Origin of the sequence: Salinirussus salinus (assembly GCF_009831455.1) — an archaeon.
Classification (GTDB): Archaea; Halobacteriota; Halobacteria; order Halobacteriales; family Haloarculaceae; genus Salinirussus; species Salinirussus salinus.
In genome coordinates this window covers 187788-202037 of record NZ_WOWO01000004.1, presented here as the reverse complement: position 1 = coordinate 202037, position 14250 = coordinate 187788, and the positions used below count along the sequence as shown (strand labels likewise).

At 72.0% G+C, this 14250-nt stretch carries 15 protein-coding genes; 7 read left to right on the top strand and 8 right to left on the bottom strand.

The window, feature by feature from the left end:
• Nucleotides 1–18: 18 nt before the first annotated feature.
• Complete coding sequence (locus GN153_RS14890; protein WP_159904188.1) at nucleotides 19–1101, bottom strand: phosphate/phosphite/phosphonate ABC transporter substrate-binding protein; 1083 nt, start codon at nucleotides 1099–1101, stop codon at nucleotides 19–21.
• Nucleotides 1102–1321: 220 nt separating this feature from the next.
• On the opposite strand from GN153_RS14890, the gene hisH reads away from it, so the two are divergent.
• Together hisH and phaC are read left to right on the top strand one after the other, a co-directional pair.
• Nucleotides 1322–1954: an imidazole glycerol phosphate synthase subunit HisH gene (gene hisH, locus GN153_RS14885; protein WP_159904186.1), complete on the top strand. Its 633-nt coding sequence runs from the start codon at nucleotides 1322–1324 to the stop codon at nucleotides 1952–1954.
• A 140-nt stretch (nucleotides 1955–2094) separates the two neighbouring features.
• Nucleotides 2095–3516 (top strand): class III poly(R)-hydroxyalkanoic acid synthase subunit PhaC, encoded by a 1422-nt coding sequence (gene phaC / locus GN153_RS14880; protein ID WP_159904184.1) that lies wholly within the window; start codon nucleotides 2095–2097, stop codon nucleotides 3514–3516.
• Nucleotides 3517–3538: 22 nt separating this feature from the next.
• Here phaC and lpdA read toward each other — a convergent pair whose 3' ends face one another.
• Complete coding sequence (lpdA, locus tag GN153_RS14875) at nucleotides 3539–4939, bottom strand: dihydrolipoyl dehydrogenase (RefSeq protein WP_159904182.1); 1401 nt, start codon at nucleotides 4937–4939, stop codon at nucleotides 3539–3541.
• A 66-nt stretch (nucleotides 4940–5005) separates the two neighbouring features.
• The gene (locus tag GN153_RS14870) at nucleotides 5006–5962 is read right to left on the bottom strand and encodes a succinylglutamate desuccinylase/aspartoacylase family protein (RefSeq protein ID WP_159904180.1); all 957 of its coding nucleotides are present in this window, start codon (nucleotides 5960–5962) and stop codon (nucleotides 5006–5008) included.
• Between the two features lie 140 nt (nucleotides 5963–6102).
• Here GN153_RS14870 and GN153_RS14865 point away from each other — a divergent pair, with 140 nt between their 5' ends.
• Nucleotides 6103–6360 (top strand): DUF7536 family protein, encoded by a 258-nt coding sequence (locus GN153_RS14865; protein ID WP_159904178.1) that lies wholly within the window; start codon nucleotides 6103–6105, stop codon nucleotides 6358–6360.
• 61 nt (nucleotides 6361–6421) lie between these two features.
• On the opposite strand, the gene GN153_RS14860 is transcribed toward GN153_RS14865, so the two are convergent.
• Nucleotides 6422–7624: a potassium channel family protein gene (locus GN153_RS14860; RefSeq protein WP_159904176.1), complete on the bottom strand. Its 1203-nt coding sequence runs from the start codon at nucleotides 7622–7624 to the stop codon at nucleotides 6422–6424.
• Between the two features lie 176 nt (nucleotides 7625–7800).
• On the opposite strand from GN153_RS14860, the gene citZ reads away from it, so the two are divergent.
• Entirely contained in the window at nucleotides 7801–8952 is a 1152-nt protein-coding gene (citZ, locus tag GN153_RS14855) for a citrate synthase (protein WP_159904174.1), read from the top strand.
• Between the two features lie 47 nt (nucleotides 8953–8999).
• Here citZ and GN153_RS14850 read toward each other — a convergent pair whose 3' ends face one another.
• The gene (locus GN153_RS14850) at nucleotides 9000–9458 is read right to left on the bottom strand and encodes a DUF7529 family protein (RefSeq protein ID WP_159904172.1); all 459 of its coding nucleotides are present in this window, start codon (nucleotides 9456–9458) and stop codon (nucleotides 9000–9002) included.
• Nucleotides 9459–9760: 302 nt separating this feature from the next.
• Between GN153_RS14850 and ilvA the strand changes: the two genes are divergently transcribed.
• Nucleotides 9761–10972, top strand: a complete 1212-nt coding sequence (gene ilvA, locus GN153_RS14845) for a threonine ammonia-lyase (RefSeq protein ID WP_159904170.1) — start codon at nucleotides 9761–9763, stop codon at nucleotides 10970–10972.
• A 78-nt stretch (nucleotides 10973–11050) separates the two neighbouring features.
• On the opposite strand, the gene GN153_RS14840 is transcribed toward ilvA, so the two are convergent.
• On the bottom strand, nucleotides 11051–11524 hold the full coding sequence (locus GN153_RS14840; RefSeq protein WP_159904168.1) for a hypothetical protein: 474 nt from the start codon (nucleotides 11522–11524) through the stop codon (nucleotides 11051–11053).
• 98 nt (nucleotides 11525–11622) lie between these two features.
• On the opposite strand from GN153_RS14840, the gene GN153_RS14835 reads away from it, so the two are divergent.
• Complete coding sequence (locus GN153_RS14835) at nucleotides 11623–12045, top strand: HIT family protein (protein ID WP_159904166.1); 423 nt, start codon at nucleotides 11623–11625, stop codon at nucleotides 12043–12045.
• Nucleotides 12046–12085: 40 nt separating this feature from the next.
• Nucleotides 12086–12823 (top strand): MinD/ParA family ATP-binding protein, encoded by a 738-nt coding sequence (locus GN153_RS14830; RefSeq protein ID WP_159904164.1) that lies wholly within the window; start codon nucleotides 12086–12088, stop codon nucleotides 12821–12823.
• 79 nt (nucleotides 12824–12902) lie between these two features.
• Here the strand turns inward: GN153_RS14830 and GN153_RS14825 are convergent, their stop codons facing one another.
• On the bottom strand, nucleotides 12903–13649 hold the full coding sequence (locus tag GN153_RS14825; protein ID WP_159904162.1) for an SIMPL domain-containing protein: 747 nt from the start codon (nucleotides 13647–13649) through the stop codon (nucleotides 12903–12905).
• Between the two features lie 68 nt (nucleotides 13650–13717).
• The gene (locus tag GN153_RS14820) at nucleotides 13718–14212 is read right to left on the bottom strand and encodes a DUF7858 family protein (protein ID WP_159904160.1); all 495 of its coding nucleotides are present in this window, start codon (nucleotides 14210–14212) and stop codon (nucleotides 13718–13720) included.
• Between the last annotated feature and the right edge of the window lie 38 nt (nucleotides 14213–14250).

The following is a 14250-nucleotide window of genomic DNA, read 5'->3' as shown; positions in this document are numbered from 1 at the left end:
GGGGAGACGAGACGCCGCTTACTCAAAGAAGGACGGATCGATACCCAGCGTCTCGGCCTTGTCGACGACGAGCTGGTAGTCGTCGATGGTGGCCTCGCGGACGTCGCCGAACCAGAGGTCGTCGTCGGTCCCCTCCTCGCCGTCGGCGCCGTAGTAGATGGTGTCGGGACCCTCGAGGAAGGCCTGCTGGATGGCGTCTTTGGACTCCTGTGGGAGCTGCGGACTCACGACGATGGGGGCCCGCGGGATCCCGGAGTCCTCGTGGAGCGTGGTCGCGACGTCCTGCCAGGCGTCGGGGGTGGGACCGGTGGAGGTGTCCCGGACGAACCCGCCCATCCCGGCGGCGTCGACCTGGCCCTGCTCCAGCAGGGTGTACGACTGGACGTGCCCGCCAGCGAAGCGGGGAGTGAAGGCGGCCTGCGAGCCGTTGCCCTCCGGGAGCTCGCCGATGTCGATGCCGGCCTCGGCCATCGCGGCGACCGGGAACAGGAAGCCACTCGTCGAGAGCGGGTCCGAGAAGGCGACGTCTTTGCCCTCCAGGTCCTCGACGGAACTGATGTCGCTGCCGTTGGGGACGGCGATGAGACTCTTGTAGGTCCACCCGCCGTAGCCAAAGCGCTGGAGGATGATCTCGGAGTTGCCGGTCTGGTTGCCGACGACGGCGGCCAGCGGCCCCGTCTCGGCGAGGTCGGCGGTCCCCTGGCCAAGTGCCTGGATGACCGCGCTGTAGTTGCTCCCGATGTTCATCGACGCTTCCAGCCCCGAGGGGGTGTCGTAGTTCTCGGTGACGTAGCTCTCGATGTGGTCACGCAGCGGCGCGTACTGGACCTGCAGCTGCTGTTGGGGGACGCTCGGGGAGATGTTGAAGTTGATCTCGCCGTCGCCGCCGAACGTCGCCGCCGGGCCGTCGTCGCCGCTCATGGTCTCCGTCGACCCGCCGCCGCTGTCGCCCCCGCTATCATCGCCACCGCTGTCGCCGTCGCCGCTGTCGCCCCCGCCGCCCTCGGTGTCAGTACCGTCGCCGCCACCGGTACACCCGGCGATCACTGCAGCAGTACCCAGCGCGCCCGCCCGTTTGAGGAAGGTTCTCCTGTCCCGCATATGGATACGCCTGAGTTTTCGGAATAAAACGGTTCATATGTTCAGTATATATCGGAAATGAATTCCTGAGATGTCTATATATCTATGTAGATTATGTAGGTTACTCGATTGACCTGTCGGGTATCCACGACGTCGCCCGCAGGCCGGTCGAGGGTCCGGCGGGGATGCGAGACGGGCCGGAAGCCGAAGCGACTTACCGCCCCTCCGCGTACGCCCGCCCATGACCGTCGAGGTGGCCGTCGTCGACTACGGGCTCGGGAACCTCCGCAGCGTCACCCGCGGGCTGGAGCGGGCCGACGCCGCCGTGACCGTCACCGACGAGCCGGCGGCCCTGGCGAGTGCCGACGGGGTCGTCCTCCCGGGTGTTGGCGCGTTCAGCGAGGGGATGGACAACGCCGGTCCGTTCCGGGACGTGCTGGTCGAGGAAGCGGCGGCCGGAACGCCGCTTTTCGGCATCTGCCTCGGCATGCAGATGCTTTTGACCACGAGCGAGGAGGCCGACCACGCCGGCGAGGGCGACGCGGAGGGGCTGGACCTGATCCCGGGGACGAACCTCCGCTTTCCGGACACCGTGAAGGTCCCCCAGATGGGCTGGAACGACCTCGCCGTCGAGCGCGACCACCCGCTCGTCGCGGGCGTCGACGGGGAGTACGCCTACTTCGTCCACTCCTACTACGCCGAACCCGACGACGAACGCGCAACCGTCGCCACCACGGACTACGGCGGCCCCTTCGCAAGCGTCGTCGCCAACGAGGCCGGCAACGTCTTCGGCACGCAGTTTCACCCCGAGAAGTCCGGCGAGACCGGGCTCCGGATCCTCCGGAACTTCGTCGGTATCTGCGCCGACCGGTAGCCGGCATCCCCGGCGCTCGCCATCCCCGACGGGGCTGCCACCGTCGACCGGCGGGCTCGGCGACCACCCACTACTATTGTCGTCCCCGGAGAACCGCCGTCCATGCACGGGCCTCGCGGCCGGCTCGGGGTGGTCGGGTCGTGACCCGCGACGCCGGCTGGGATGGCTGTCGGCGGGCTGCCGACGTGCTCCGCAAACTGGGGGTGGCTCCGGACCGCCTGAAGACGCTGCTGACCGCCGAGGTCGGCCACACCCCGAGTGAGGTCGTCTACGAGGAGAACACCCTCGAACTCCACCACTACGAGCCCGACGAGCGCCGCCACGAGGCCCCGGTCCTCGTCGTCTACGCGCTGGTCAACCGCCCGTACATCCTCGACTTACAGCCCGACCGCAGCGTCGTCCGCCGCCTGCTCGAAGGGGGGTTCGATGTCTATCTGCTGGACTGGGGCGAGCCCACGCGCCTGGACGCCACCCTCGACATGGGCGACTACGTCGGCCGCTATCTCGACAACGTACTCGACGCGACCTGCGAGCACGCCGGGGTCGGGGCGGTCCACCTGCTCGGCTACTGTATGGGCGGGACGATGGCGCTGATGCACACCGCGCTCGAGGGCGAGCGGGTCAGGACGCTCGGCCTGATGGCGACTCCAGTTGCCTTCGAGGGCACCGGCGGGATCCTGGAGCGGTGGGCGACCTACTTCGACCCGGAGGTGGCCGTCGAGACGCTGGGGAACATGCCCGCCGAACTGCTGTCGGTGGAGTTCTCGATGATGGACCCCGTCGACCAGTACATCACCAAGTACGTCCAGCTCTACGAGAACATCGAGGACGACGCCTTCGTGGAGAACTTCGCCCGGATGGAGCGGTGGATCTGGGACGGGGTCGACGTGGCCGGCGCCGCCTTCGCCGAGTTCGTCGGCGAGGTGTACAAGGACAACAATCTCGTCGCCGGCGAGTACGCCCTCGACGGCCGGCCGGTCCACCTCGAGGACGTCGAGGTGCCGCTGCTGACGGTCGTCGGCGAGTACGACCACATCGTCCCGGCCGACTCCTCCCGGCCGGTCGTCGACCTGGTCGGCAGCGAGGACACCCGCCTCGTCGAGTTCCCCCGGGGCCACATCGGCATCTCCGTCTCCGGGAAGGCCCACGAGGAGCTGTGGCCCGAGGTCTGCGAGTGGTACGCCGCCCGGGACGCGGCCGAACCCGATACCGGGGGGGTCGGCGCCGGCGGGACAGACGGCGACGGAACGGACGACGACGGGAGGAGCGGCGACGCGGCCGCGGCCCGCGCGGCCGTCCGCGCGGTCGCCGAGCGGGCACAGGCTGCCGCGAGCGGGCGCGGGGGTGAGTCCGACACCGGGGGCGGGACCGTCGACGGCGCTGTGGACGTCGAGACCGTCGAGGGGGTCGGCCCGACCTACGCCGGCCGGCTCCGGGAGGCAGGTATCGAGACGGTCGCGGACCTGGCCGAGTACGACGCCCGGCTGCTCGCGGCGGTGGCCGACGCCCCCGAGGGCCGCGCCCGGCGGTGGCTGGAGCGGGTGGGGGAAGCCAGTCAGTAGCGCCGGTCCGGTCCCGGCAGTGTCAGTAGTGGATGCTCCGGTCGAGCGCGCCCATCGCGGCCTCGTGGACGGCCTCGGAGAGGGTGGGGTGGACGTGGACCGTCGCGGCCAGGTCCTCGAGGGTCGCGCCCATCTCGATGGCCAGGGTCACTTCGGCCACCAGCTCCGACGCCTCGGGACCGACGACCTGCGCGCCCAGGACGAAGCCGTGTTCCGCGTCGGCCACGACGCGGACGAAGCCCTCCCGCTCGTTCAGCGTCAGCGCCCGGCCCGAGGCCCGCAGCGGCATCTCGCCGACCGCGGGGTCGAACCCCTCCTCGCGGGCCTCTTCCTCCGTCATGCCGACCGTCGCTATCTCCGGGTCGGTGAACACCGCTGCGGGGACGGCCTGGTTGTCCAGCGCGGCGGGCTGGCCGTCGATGGCCTCCGCGGCGACCTCCCCCTCCCGGAAGGCGGCGTGGGCGAGCATCGGCTCGCCGGCCGCGTCACCGACCGCGAAGACGCTGTCCCGGGTGGTCCGGCCCTGCTCGTCGGTGACCACGAACCCCTCGTCGTCGGTCTCGACGCCCGCGGCCGCGAGGCCGGCGGTGTCGGTGACCGGTTCGCGGCCGACCGCCACGAGACACCGCTCGGCTGTCACCGCGTCCCCGCCGGTCTCCAGCCGGACCTCGTGCCGGCGTTTCTCGCAGCCCTCGACGACCTCGCCGAAGCGGAAGTCGACGCCGACCTCTTCGGCCCGCTCGCGGACCACCTCGGCCAGGTCGTCCGCGTAGCCCGGCAGCGCGCCCTCCAGCTGTTCGAGCACCGTGACGTCGGCGCCGAGTTTCGCGTACACCGTCGCCAGCTCCATCCCGATGTAGCCGGCGCCCACGACCGCCAGCGAGTCGGGAACCGTCTCCAGCGCGAGCGCGCCCCGCGAGGAGAGCACGCGGTCCCCGTCGAAGGACACGGAGGGAAGCTCGACCGGCCGGCTCCCGGTCGCCACGACGGCGTGCTCGAAGGAGACGGTTTCCGAGCCCTGCCCCTCGCCGTCGTGGACGACCCGGACCTCCTCGCCGGAGTTGAACTCCGCGCGGCCCTCCACGACCGTGACGCCGGCCCGCTCGAGCAGCGACTCGACGCCCGCCGTGAGCCGGCCGACCAGCCGGTCCTTCCAGCCGACCATCGCCGCGAGGTCGACCGCCGGCTCGGCGTGGACGCCCAGCCGCTCGGCCGCGCCCGCCCGGTGGGCGATGTCGGTAGCGGAGATGAGCGCCTTCGACGGGATACACCCCTCGTTGAGGCAGGTGCCGCCGACCTCCGACGCCTCCACGAGGGTCACGTCGTGACCCAGCTGGCCGGCGCGGATGCCGGCGACGTACCCGCCCGGGCCGCCCCCGATGACTAACACCTCGGTCCCTGTCGTGACGTCTCCGACGACCATTGCCGGCACTCGTGGCGGCCGGGACTTCAGTCTGTCCCGCGCGCTCCGGGTTCGGTCCCGACCACCTCAGTACGTGTCCACGTCGGTCCCCACCGAGCAGACGTACTCGCCGGTGGCGACCTGGGGGAGCCGGCGGGTCCGCCAGAAGACCCCGCTGGAGTCGGCGGTCACCTCCGCCTTGACCGAACCGAAGACGTCGGTCACGGTAAAGAGCGTCTGCCCGCGGGAGACCCGTTCGCCGAGGTCGACCGCGACGTCCACGAGCCCGCCGGCGGGGGCGCCGTACTGCTCGAAACCGTTGGCCCGGGTCTGGCGCTCGGTGGCAGCCTGCCCCTCCAGAAAGCCGTAGTGCCGGAGGACGTTGAACACGCCGTCGACTCCCTTCCGGATGGCGCGCTCGTCCCAGCCGACCGACCCGCCGAGTTCGGGGTCGACCGTCGGCACGCCCTCGTCCGGGGCGGCCCGGGCGAGCTGGCCGTCCGGGCCCCGCTGGTCGAGGACGTAGCCACAGCCGAAGACCTTCGCGAGCTCGAGACACTCCTCGTGCAGCCGGTGTCGGGAGCCACACCGCACCCGGACCTCCTCGATCATCCGGGAGGTCGACCCCTGGTGGAGGTCGAGCACGATGTCCGCCCGCGTCGCGGCGTCGAAGGTGGCGGCGGCGACCCGCTCGGAGGAGGTGCCATCGCTGTCCCCGGGGTAGGCGCGGTTGAGCTTGGTGTCGTCGATGGGGTTGCGGTGCTCGGCCACCTGGAAGGCGTGGTAGTTGGCGACGCCGACCACGAGCACCGTCCCCGCGAGCTCAGCGGCGTCGAGCTGGGGGACCACGCGGCGGACGACCCCCACGCCGTTGAGCTCGTCGCCGTCGCTGCCGGCTTGCAGGTAGAGCGTCGGGCCCTCCCGGGCCCCGTTGACGACGGCGACGGGCAGGCCGACGGCCGTCCCGTCCCGGGTCTCGCCGACGGGGAGCCGGCCCGTGTCGACCTCCCCGGGGGCGGCCTGCGCCGAACCCAGACTCGTCATTACCGGCAAGGGGGCCCCCACGTTCTTTAGCGGTTCGATTGGCGCAATCCGCGCCTCGACGCCCCGGCTGCGAGCCCCCGGTCGCCCGCTCCGCGGCGCGCAACCGACGCGGCTTAGTGGCGGCCGCCCCTACCGGGCGTGTGAGCGACAACGAGACGGGCCCGGGTCGGCTGCTCGAGGCGCTTCACCTCCGCCGGAACGCGCTCGTGGGCTTTGCCGTCGGTATCGCCGTCACCGCCGCCGTCTTCACCTTCTTCGTCGTGTTGCCCGGCGCGACGACCCAGTCGCCGGTCTACTACGCGGCGCTGGCCTTCGTGCTGGCGATGGCCGTCGGCGGGCTGGCGACGGTCCTGCTTCTGGCCTACCGGGCCTACCGGCTCTCCCGCGAGCTATCGTAGGTCTCGAAGCTCAGCGTACACTCGACCGCACGACTGCGGTGGGGCCGATGTGTGAGTCGTTTCAGGACCTGGACGACAGTAACTCGGCCAGCCGGTCGACGCCTCCGCGGGGTCCCTTGGCGAGGACGACGTCCCCGGCGGCCAGGCGGGTCTCGGGTCCGGGCGAGAGCACCCACGGCTCGCCGGCCCCGGGGTCGGTCCGCCGGACCGCGATGACGCGCATGCCGGTCCGGGTCTTGACCGTCAGCTCCTCCAGCGTGGCGCCGTCGAGCTGCGCGCCGGCGCCGACCTCGCGGCGGACGATCACCTCGTCGCTCTCGCGGACGGCCTCCGCGACGACCGGGTGGGTCGCGATCCCCCGGAGCACCCCCTCGCTTATCTCCAGGGCCGCGTCGGAGACCACCTCGACCGCGCCCGCGAGCTGGACGAGTCCGCGCAGCGAGACCGGGTCCTCGACCCGCGCGGCGGCCCGGAGCGTCCAGGCCTCGAAGCGGGACTGGAGGGCGTCGACCTCCGCCTCCAGCTCGAACACCTCCTCGGCCAGGTCCGCCGAGTCGAAGAGGACGGCGCCGTAGGCCAGGTCGACCGCGAGCTCACCCATGTCCTTCATCAGGATGATCGAGTCGACCGCGCGGTCCAGGTCCGCGACCTCGGGCTCGACGGGCTCGCGGGGCTCGTAGGGCTCGCCCGTCGCGTCGGGGTAAACGGTCCGGATGCCGGTCTCCGGGCCGCGGATCAGGAGGACGTCGCCGGCCTCCAGGCGGGTGTCGGCGTCGGGGTTGAGCAGCCACTCCTCGGCGCGCCGGACCGCGAGCACGCGCACGCCCGTCTCCGCCTCCAGGGCCAGCCCGCCGAGCGTCTCTCCCGCCAGCGGGGAGTCGGCGACGAGCTCGGCCCGGACGAGCGTCTCGACGGCCTCCGGGAGCGCGCCCCGGAGCTCGGCGGGCAGGCCGACCTCCTCCAGGACGACTTTGGCGATGTCGCCGGCGGCGTCGCTTATCTTCTCGGCGGCCCCCACCACTCCCAGGACGGGGGCGAGCGACTCGGCGTCGTCGGGCGACCGGGCGGCCATCAGCAGGCTCATCCGCGCCCGCAACTGGAGCACGTCCATCTTCTCCTCGAGCTCGAGCACCTCGGCGGCGACCTCGGCGTTGTCGAGCAACACCGCCGAGTAGGAGAGGTCGATGAGAAGCTCGGCGGTGTCTTTCATCTCGGCCAGCACGGCCTTGACGCTGACCGGCTCGTAGCCGACCCCGTCGGACATACCCGCCAGTCGGCGGCCCCGGCTCAAAAGCGTTGCCTGCCCGCCGGCCCGTCGCTGGACGGGCGTCGACTGCGGCCCGGAAAAGTAGACACCCGTCCAGCACGGGGGCGCCGGGCGGCCCGGCGGCGGCGCACGAATGGTAATGTTTTTTCCCCGCAGGCGGAAAGGCAGGCGGTATGGCCGAACAACTCCACAAGGGACTGGAAGGTGTGTTGGTCGCGGAGTCGGAGATGAGCTACATCGACGGCGACGCGGGCAGGCTCGTCTACCGCGGGTACGACATCGAGGAACTCGCGCGCGGGGCCAGCTACGAGGAGGTGCTCTACCTGCTCTGGGAGGGCGAGCTCCCGACCGCCGACGAGCTCGCGGACTTCGCGGAGCCGATGGCCGCGGAGCGGGGCGTCACCGACAAGGTGCTCACGACGCTCGCGGACCTCGCGGAGGCCGACGAGGACCCGATGGCCGCGCTCCGGACCGGCGTCTCGATGCTCTCGGCCGACGAGCCCGAGGGCGACGCCGACCCGCAGAACAGCGACGCCGCCCGCCGAAAAGGGCGCCGGATCGTCGCCAAGATCCCCACCGTCCTCGCCAACTACGACCGCTTCCGCCGCGGGGAGGCCCACATCGAGCCCCGCGAGGACCTCTCGTATGCGGGCAACTTCCTCTACATGCTCACCGGCGAGGAGCCCAGCGAGGTCGCCGAGGAAACCTTCGACATGGCGCTCATCCTCCACGCCGACCACGGGCTCAACGCCTCGACGTTCACCTCGATGGTGATCGGCTCGACGCTCGCCGACGTCTACTCGGCGGTCACCGGCGGCATCGGCGCGCTGTCGGGCCCGCTGCACGGCGGCGCCAACCAGGACGTCATCGAGGCCTTGCTCGAGCTGGACGACAGTGACATGGACCCCGTCGAGTGGGTCAAGAGCAAATCGGAGGCCGGCGAGCGCGTCCCCGGCTGGGGCCACCGCGTCTACAACACCAAGGACCCCCGGGCGAACATCCTCCAGGCCAAACTCGAGGACCTCTCGGCGGCCGACGGCGAGACCAAGTGGCTCGAGTACACGACCGGCATCGAGGCCTATCTCACCGACGAGAAGGGCCTGCCCGAGCAGGGGATCGCCCCCAACGTCGACTTCTACTCCGGCGCCGTCTACTACAAGCTCGGCATCCCGGTGGACATGTACACGCCCATCTTCGCGATGTCCCGCGCGGGCGGCTGGCTCGGCCACGTCTTCGAGTACCAGTCCGACAACCGTCTCATCCGGCCCCGCGGCCGCTACACGGGCCCCGAGGACCGCGAGTTCGTCCCGATCGACGAGCGGTAGCTGCCGCCCGACCCAGTCCCTGTTCGGCTCCTTTCTCCGTCTCCCGCTCAGAGGAATAGCTCCGGGTCGTCGTGCTGGAGTGTCACCCGCGTGTCGGCCGCCAGCGTCCGGACGTGGGTGTACATGGCCCCCTCCTCTTCGGCGCGTCCCCGGAGTGTCGCCACGTCCTCGAGCGACAGGTAGGCCGGAACGAGCACGGCCTCCTCGGCGGCCGGCGCCTCGGCCACGACGACCAGCAGCCGCACGCCCTCCGCGTCCGTCCGGAAGGCGTGTGTCCGGTCGACGGCCCCGGTCTCCACCAGTCGCTCGAGGCGCTCGTACTCCTCGGCCGGTGCCAGGACGTCCAGCCCGAACGGCTCGCCGTCGAGGACGGCCACGTCGCGGGTGGTGACGACCAGCGCCGTCCACCCTTCGGCCCGGTAGCGCTCGGCCATCGCGTCGGCGTCCGCGACGAGCTCGTCCCACTGGTCGGCGACGCCCTCCGGCGCGGGTGACTCGCGTGACACGCCCACACTCCCGCGGGGCTCGGGCAAAAGGCTCCCGGTCAGCGCGGGACCGGCCGGGTGGAGCCGCCCGACCACTTTTATATTATGACGGCCGCGTGCCGCCCGTCTGACGGCCGTCAGATTCAGTCGCCGTCGTGTGGTTTTCTCGGTGACACGTGCCCCGTACGTTTAAGTACCGACGACCGCTCCGTGCGGATGCAGTCGCGACTGCGCGTCACACGCTCTTCCCGTGTCGCTCGGGGCCACCGTCCCGGCTGCCCGGCAGGCCCCGGAGTTTTGACTCGTGACGGAGTAGGTCCGGTATGCTCGACGCCGAGGAGGTCCACGCGGCCCGCGACCGGGTCGCGGAGACGGCACGACACACGCCCCTGGAGTACTCCCACACGTTCTCGGAGATGACCGGAGCGGACGTCCGTCTGAAACTGGAGACGTTCCAGCGCACCGGCGCGTTCAAGATCCGCGGCGCGACCAACCGGATCGCCACCCTCCCCGAGGCCGAGCGCGAGGCGGGCATCGTCACGGCGAGCGCGGGCAACCACGCACAGGGGGTGGCGCTGGCGGCCTCGCGGCTCGGGGTGGACTCGCTGGTCGTGATGCCCGAGAACGCCCCGGTCTCGAAGGTCAAGGCCACCCGCAGCTACGGCGCCAGGGTCGAACTCCACGGCGTCGACTACGACGCCGCCGCCGAGCGGGCCCGCGAGATCGAGGCCGAAGAGGGGCGGTACTACCTCCATGCCTTCGACGACGAGATGGTGATGGCCGGCCAGGGGACGCTGGGGCTGGAGGTCGTCGAGGACTGCCCCGGCGTCGAGACCGTGGTGGTGCCCGTCGGCGGCGGCGGCCTCATCAGCGGGATCGCCACCGCGGTCAAGGACCACGACCCCGGCATCCGGGTGGTGGGCGTCCAGGCGGAGGGCGCCGCCAGCCTCCCCCAGTCCCTGGAGCGTGGCGAGCGGGTCACGCTCGACTCCGTCGACACTATCGCCGACGGGATCGCCACCCGCAGCGTCGGCGAGAAGACCTTCGAGGTCATCCGGGAGCGCGTCGACGAGGTGGTGACCGTCGGGGAGGACGACATCGCCGTCGCGCTCACGACCCTGCTGGAGCGGGGCAAGACGCTGGTCGAGGGGGCGGGGGCGGTTCCCCTGGCGGCGCTGCTGGCCGGGGCGTTCGACTACGCCGAGGGTGAGACGGTCGTCCCGATGCTCTGTGGGGGCAACATCGACATGAACACGCTGACGACCGTCATCCTGCGGGGACTGGTCGAGACCGGCCGGTACCTCCGGCTCCGCACGACGCTCGAGGACCGCCCCGGAGCCCTGGAGAACCTGACCGACGTCATCTCCGCCCACCGCGCGAACATCTACGCCATCCAGCACGACCGCACGTCCCGAAACATCGCGATGAACGACGCGGAAGTCGAACTCGCCCTGGAGACCCGCGGGCCCGACCACGTCGACGAACTCACCAGCGCACTGGAGGACGCCGGCTACGAGGTGGAGATCCTGCTGTGAGAGACGGCCCCCAGTCAACCACCTGCCGGCCCCTGACACCCGGCCCACCGCCTGCCGGCCCCCGACACCTGGACGCGGCTACCGCTGCTGGTCGCGACCCCTGGACTCCCCGAGCGGGCCGCCGGTCCCCTGCTGGCCTCCCTGTCCCTGGTCTCCTGGCTCTCCGGCTAACGGCTGGTCCTGCGGGGCGGCCTGGCCCGACTGCTGTGGTTGCCTGCCGGCCCGCTGGCCGCGACCCCCTGCTCCGGGCGTCGGCCCCCCGGGCGCCCCGCCGGCCTGCGGTCCCGGCTGGCCGTCCCGGGAGCTGTCCCGTCGCACGTTCCAGAGGGCGTTCGCCAGGAGAGCGCCGACGAACCCGCCCACGGCCGCGACGCCGAGGATGAAAACCGGGTCCGGGGCGGCCGCCCGAACGGCCTCCCGGACCGCCTGTTCGACCGTCCTGTCCGGGGAGGTCCGCTGTGCCGCGGCCGGGGCGACGAGCGCCATCAGCGCCACCCCGCCCGCGAGCGCTCCCGCGACACTGCGCCGTCCCTGCCTCCAGCGTGGGTGCATACGCGAGTGGCCGAGCGGACCCACCCACTTCAGTCGTGTGGCTTCGGTCTTCCCTTCAGGTACCAACGCTTTTTGCGAACACACACGACCCGCCGGGTATGGACGGCTGCATCTTCTGTGCGATCGTCGACGGCGAGGCCCCCAGCCACCGGGTCTACGAGGACGAGGAGACCTGCGCCTTCCTGGACGCCAACCCGCTCGCGCGCGGGCACACGCTGGTGGTCCCGAAGGCCCACCACGAGCGGGTCAACGACATGCCCCCGGACGTGGCGGGGGCCGTGGGGCGGACCATCGCCAGGGTCGCGCCGGCGGTCGAGGCCGCCGTCGACGCCCCCGCGAGCACCATCGCGTACAACAACGGCCGGGCAGCCGGCCAGGAGGTGCCCCACGTCCACGCCCACATCGTCCCCCGCTTCGCCGACGACGGCGCCGGGCCGGTCCACGCCCTGTTCGGCGGACCCGGCACGGCCGACGACGGGGAGCTCGCGGCGGTCGCCGAGGACGTGGCGGGTCACCTGTAGCGGCGTAGCTTTTTCAACGGAAGCGCCGCCACCCCTCCCCATGACAGCCACAGTCGCGCTGGCCGGCGCGGCCGGCGGGGTGGGGACGACCCGGCTGACCGTCGAGTGCGGGGCGACGCTCGCGCGTGCGGGCCACGACGTCGCGGTGCTGGACGCCGCCTACGCCACGCAGGGGCTGGCCGCGTACGCGGACGGACAGCTCGGGACCGACGTCACCGAGGTCGTGACCGACGACCGCGAGCTGGAGGCGGCGCTGGTCGAGCACCCGGCCGACACCGCGGGTCGGCTGGCGCTCGCGCCGGCCCGGGCGCCCTTCGAGCGGCTGGCCCGCGCGAAGACCGCGGGCGCCGCCGAGCGCTTCGAGGACCGGATGGCCGCCGCCGCACTCTCACACGATGTCGTGCTGGTGGACACGCCGCCGGTCGCGACCAACCAGGCCGTCGCGGCCGCGACCGCCGCCGACCGGGTCGCGGTCGTCACGGTCGACTCCACGCGGGGCGCGGACGCGCTCGCCCGGACCCGCGGTCGCCTCCAGGACGTCGGGACCGCGGCCGACGCGGTACTGGCCAACCGCACACCGGAGCCGGAGGTCGTCACCGAGGCCGACGCGGCCGTGCCACCCTCGCCGGTCCGGCGTGCTGCGGACTGTCCGGCCGTGCTCCCGCCGGACGACGCGTTCGCGCCCGCGGTCGCGGCGGCGACCGAGCGCGCGGTCGGCGTCTCGCTGGACCTCGAGTTCCCCGAGGGCGGGCGGCTGGACGGGCTGCTCGACGGCTGAGGTTGGAACCCGAACGGCCGGGAGGCGCCCGGGCACCCGGGACGGGCGGCCCACCGCGGGCCGGAAAACCAGTCGGTCGCTACGCGGTCGTCGCGTTGTAGGTGACTTCGACGCGGTACGTGACGGACACTTCACCCTCGGAGATGACCGTCTGTGGGGCGGCCGCGTTGCCGCCCGCGTCGGCGGCCTCGTAGCGCACGGGCACGTACCGGCCCTGAGAGGCGTCGACCGTGGCGACGTTGGTGACCCGGAGGTCACCGGCCGCGGCGATCGTGTCCGCCTGCGAGCGTGCGTCGGTCATCGCTGCCCGGATGGCCTCCTCGCGGAGCTCGGTCCGTGTCTCCTCCGAGAGAGTGAGTTCGATGTCGGTCACTTCGGCTCCCGCTTCAGTCGCGGCATCGATGACCGCCCCGGCCCGGTCGGGCTCGTCCAGCGTCACCTGGTAGGCGTGGACGCCGCGGTACTCGGCCGACGGAGCCTCCTCGCGGGGCGGGCGCTCGCGCTCGTCGACGGAGTAGATGCGGTACTCGATAGTCTCGTAGTCGACGCCGAGTTCGTCGAGAGCGGTCCGGAGCGCCTCGGCGTCGGCCGCGAGCGCATCACGGACCTCCGCGGAGCTGTTGCCCTCGGCGGTGGCCGCGACGCGGACGACCGCCCGGTCGGGACTGGCGTCCGCGCTCCCGGTTGCGGCGACGGAGACCGTGCGGTCGGCTGGCTGTGCGGTCGACTGTGCCCCGGCAGTACCGAGTCCGCCGGCGACGGCCCCGGCCGTCGCGAGCACGAGGACGGCCGCGACGCCGGCGATGATGAGTGAATCGCGTGGCATGCACTCATAGCTTCGACGGACGAGGTAGTATAAGCGACGTAGAGTCAAACGGGCGTTTGAACGACCAGTCAGCGCGGCCCGCCAGCCGCTCCCACCGCGCCGTCGAGCCCGTCTCGCCCCTCCCGCATCAGGGCGCCCTCGACGGCCGCCCGGGCGCCGTCCAGGGGCTCGTGGGTCTCGATGTAGGCCGCGAGCGCGAACTCCGGGCCGGAGACCCGGGCGAGTTCCTCCGCCTCCGACCGGGGGAGTTCGCCCGCGACCCAGTCCCGGACCACCTCCCGGCCGACGGGTCCGACCGGCGAGACCGACTCCCCGAGCAGATGCAGGGCCTTGGCGGCCGTGACCGCCGGCACGCCCGCGGCCTCCGCCGCCGCGCCCACGCTCCCGCCGGCGGCGTACCGCTCGACGGCGACCGCCGCCTCCGCAGGACTGCAGGGCAGTTCGCCGGCGAACTCCGACAGCCGCTCCTCAAGGGTCGCGTCCGTGTCGTCGACGGTCGCGACGCCCCGCCGTTCCTGTTCGGCCGTGACCTCGATCCCGGCCGCGATCTCCGACAGTCCCATCGGGAGTGACTGGTTCCTCGTCCTACATAAAACTCTGG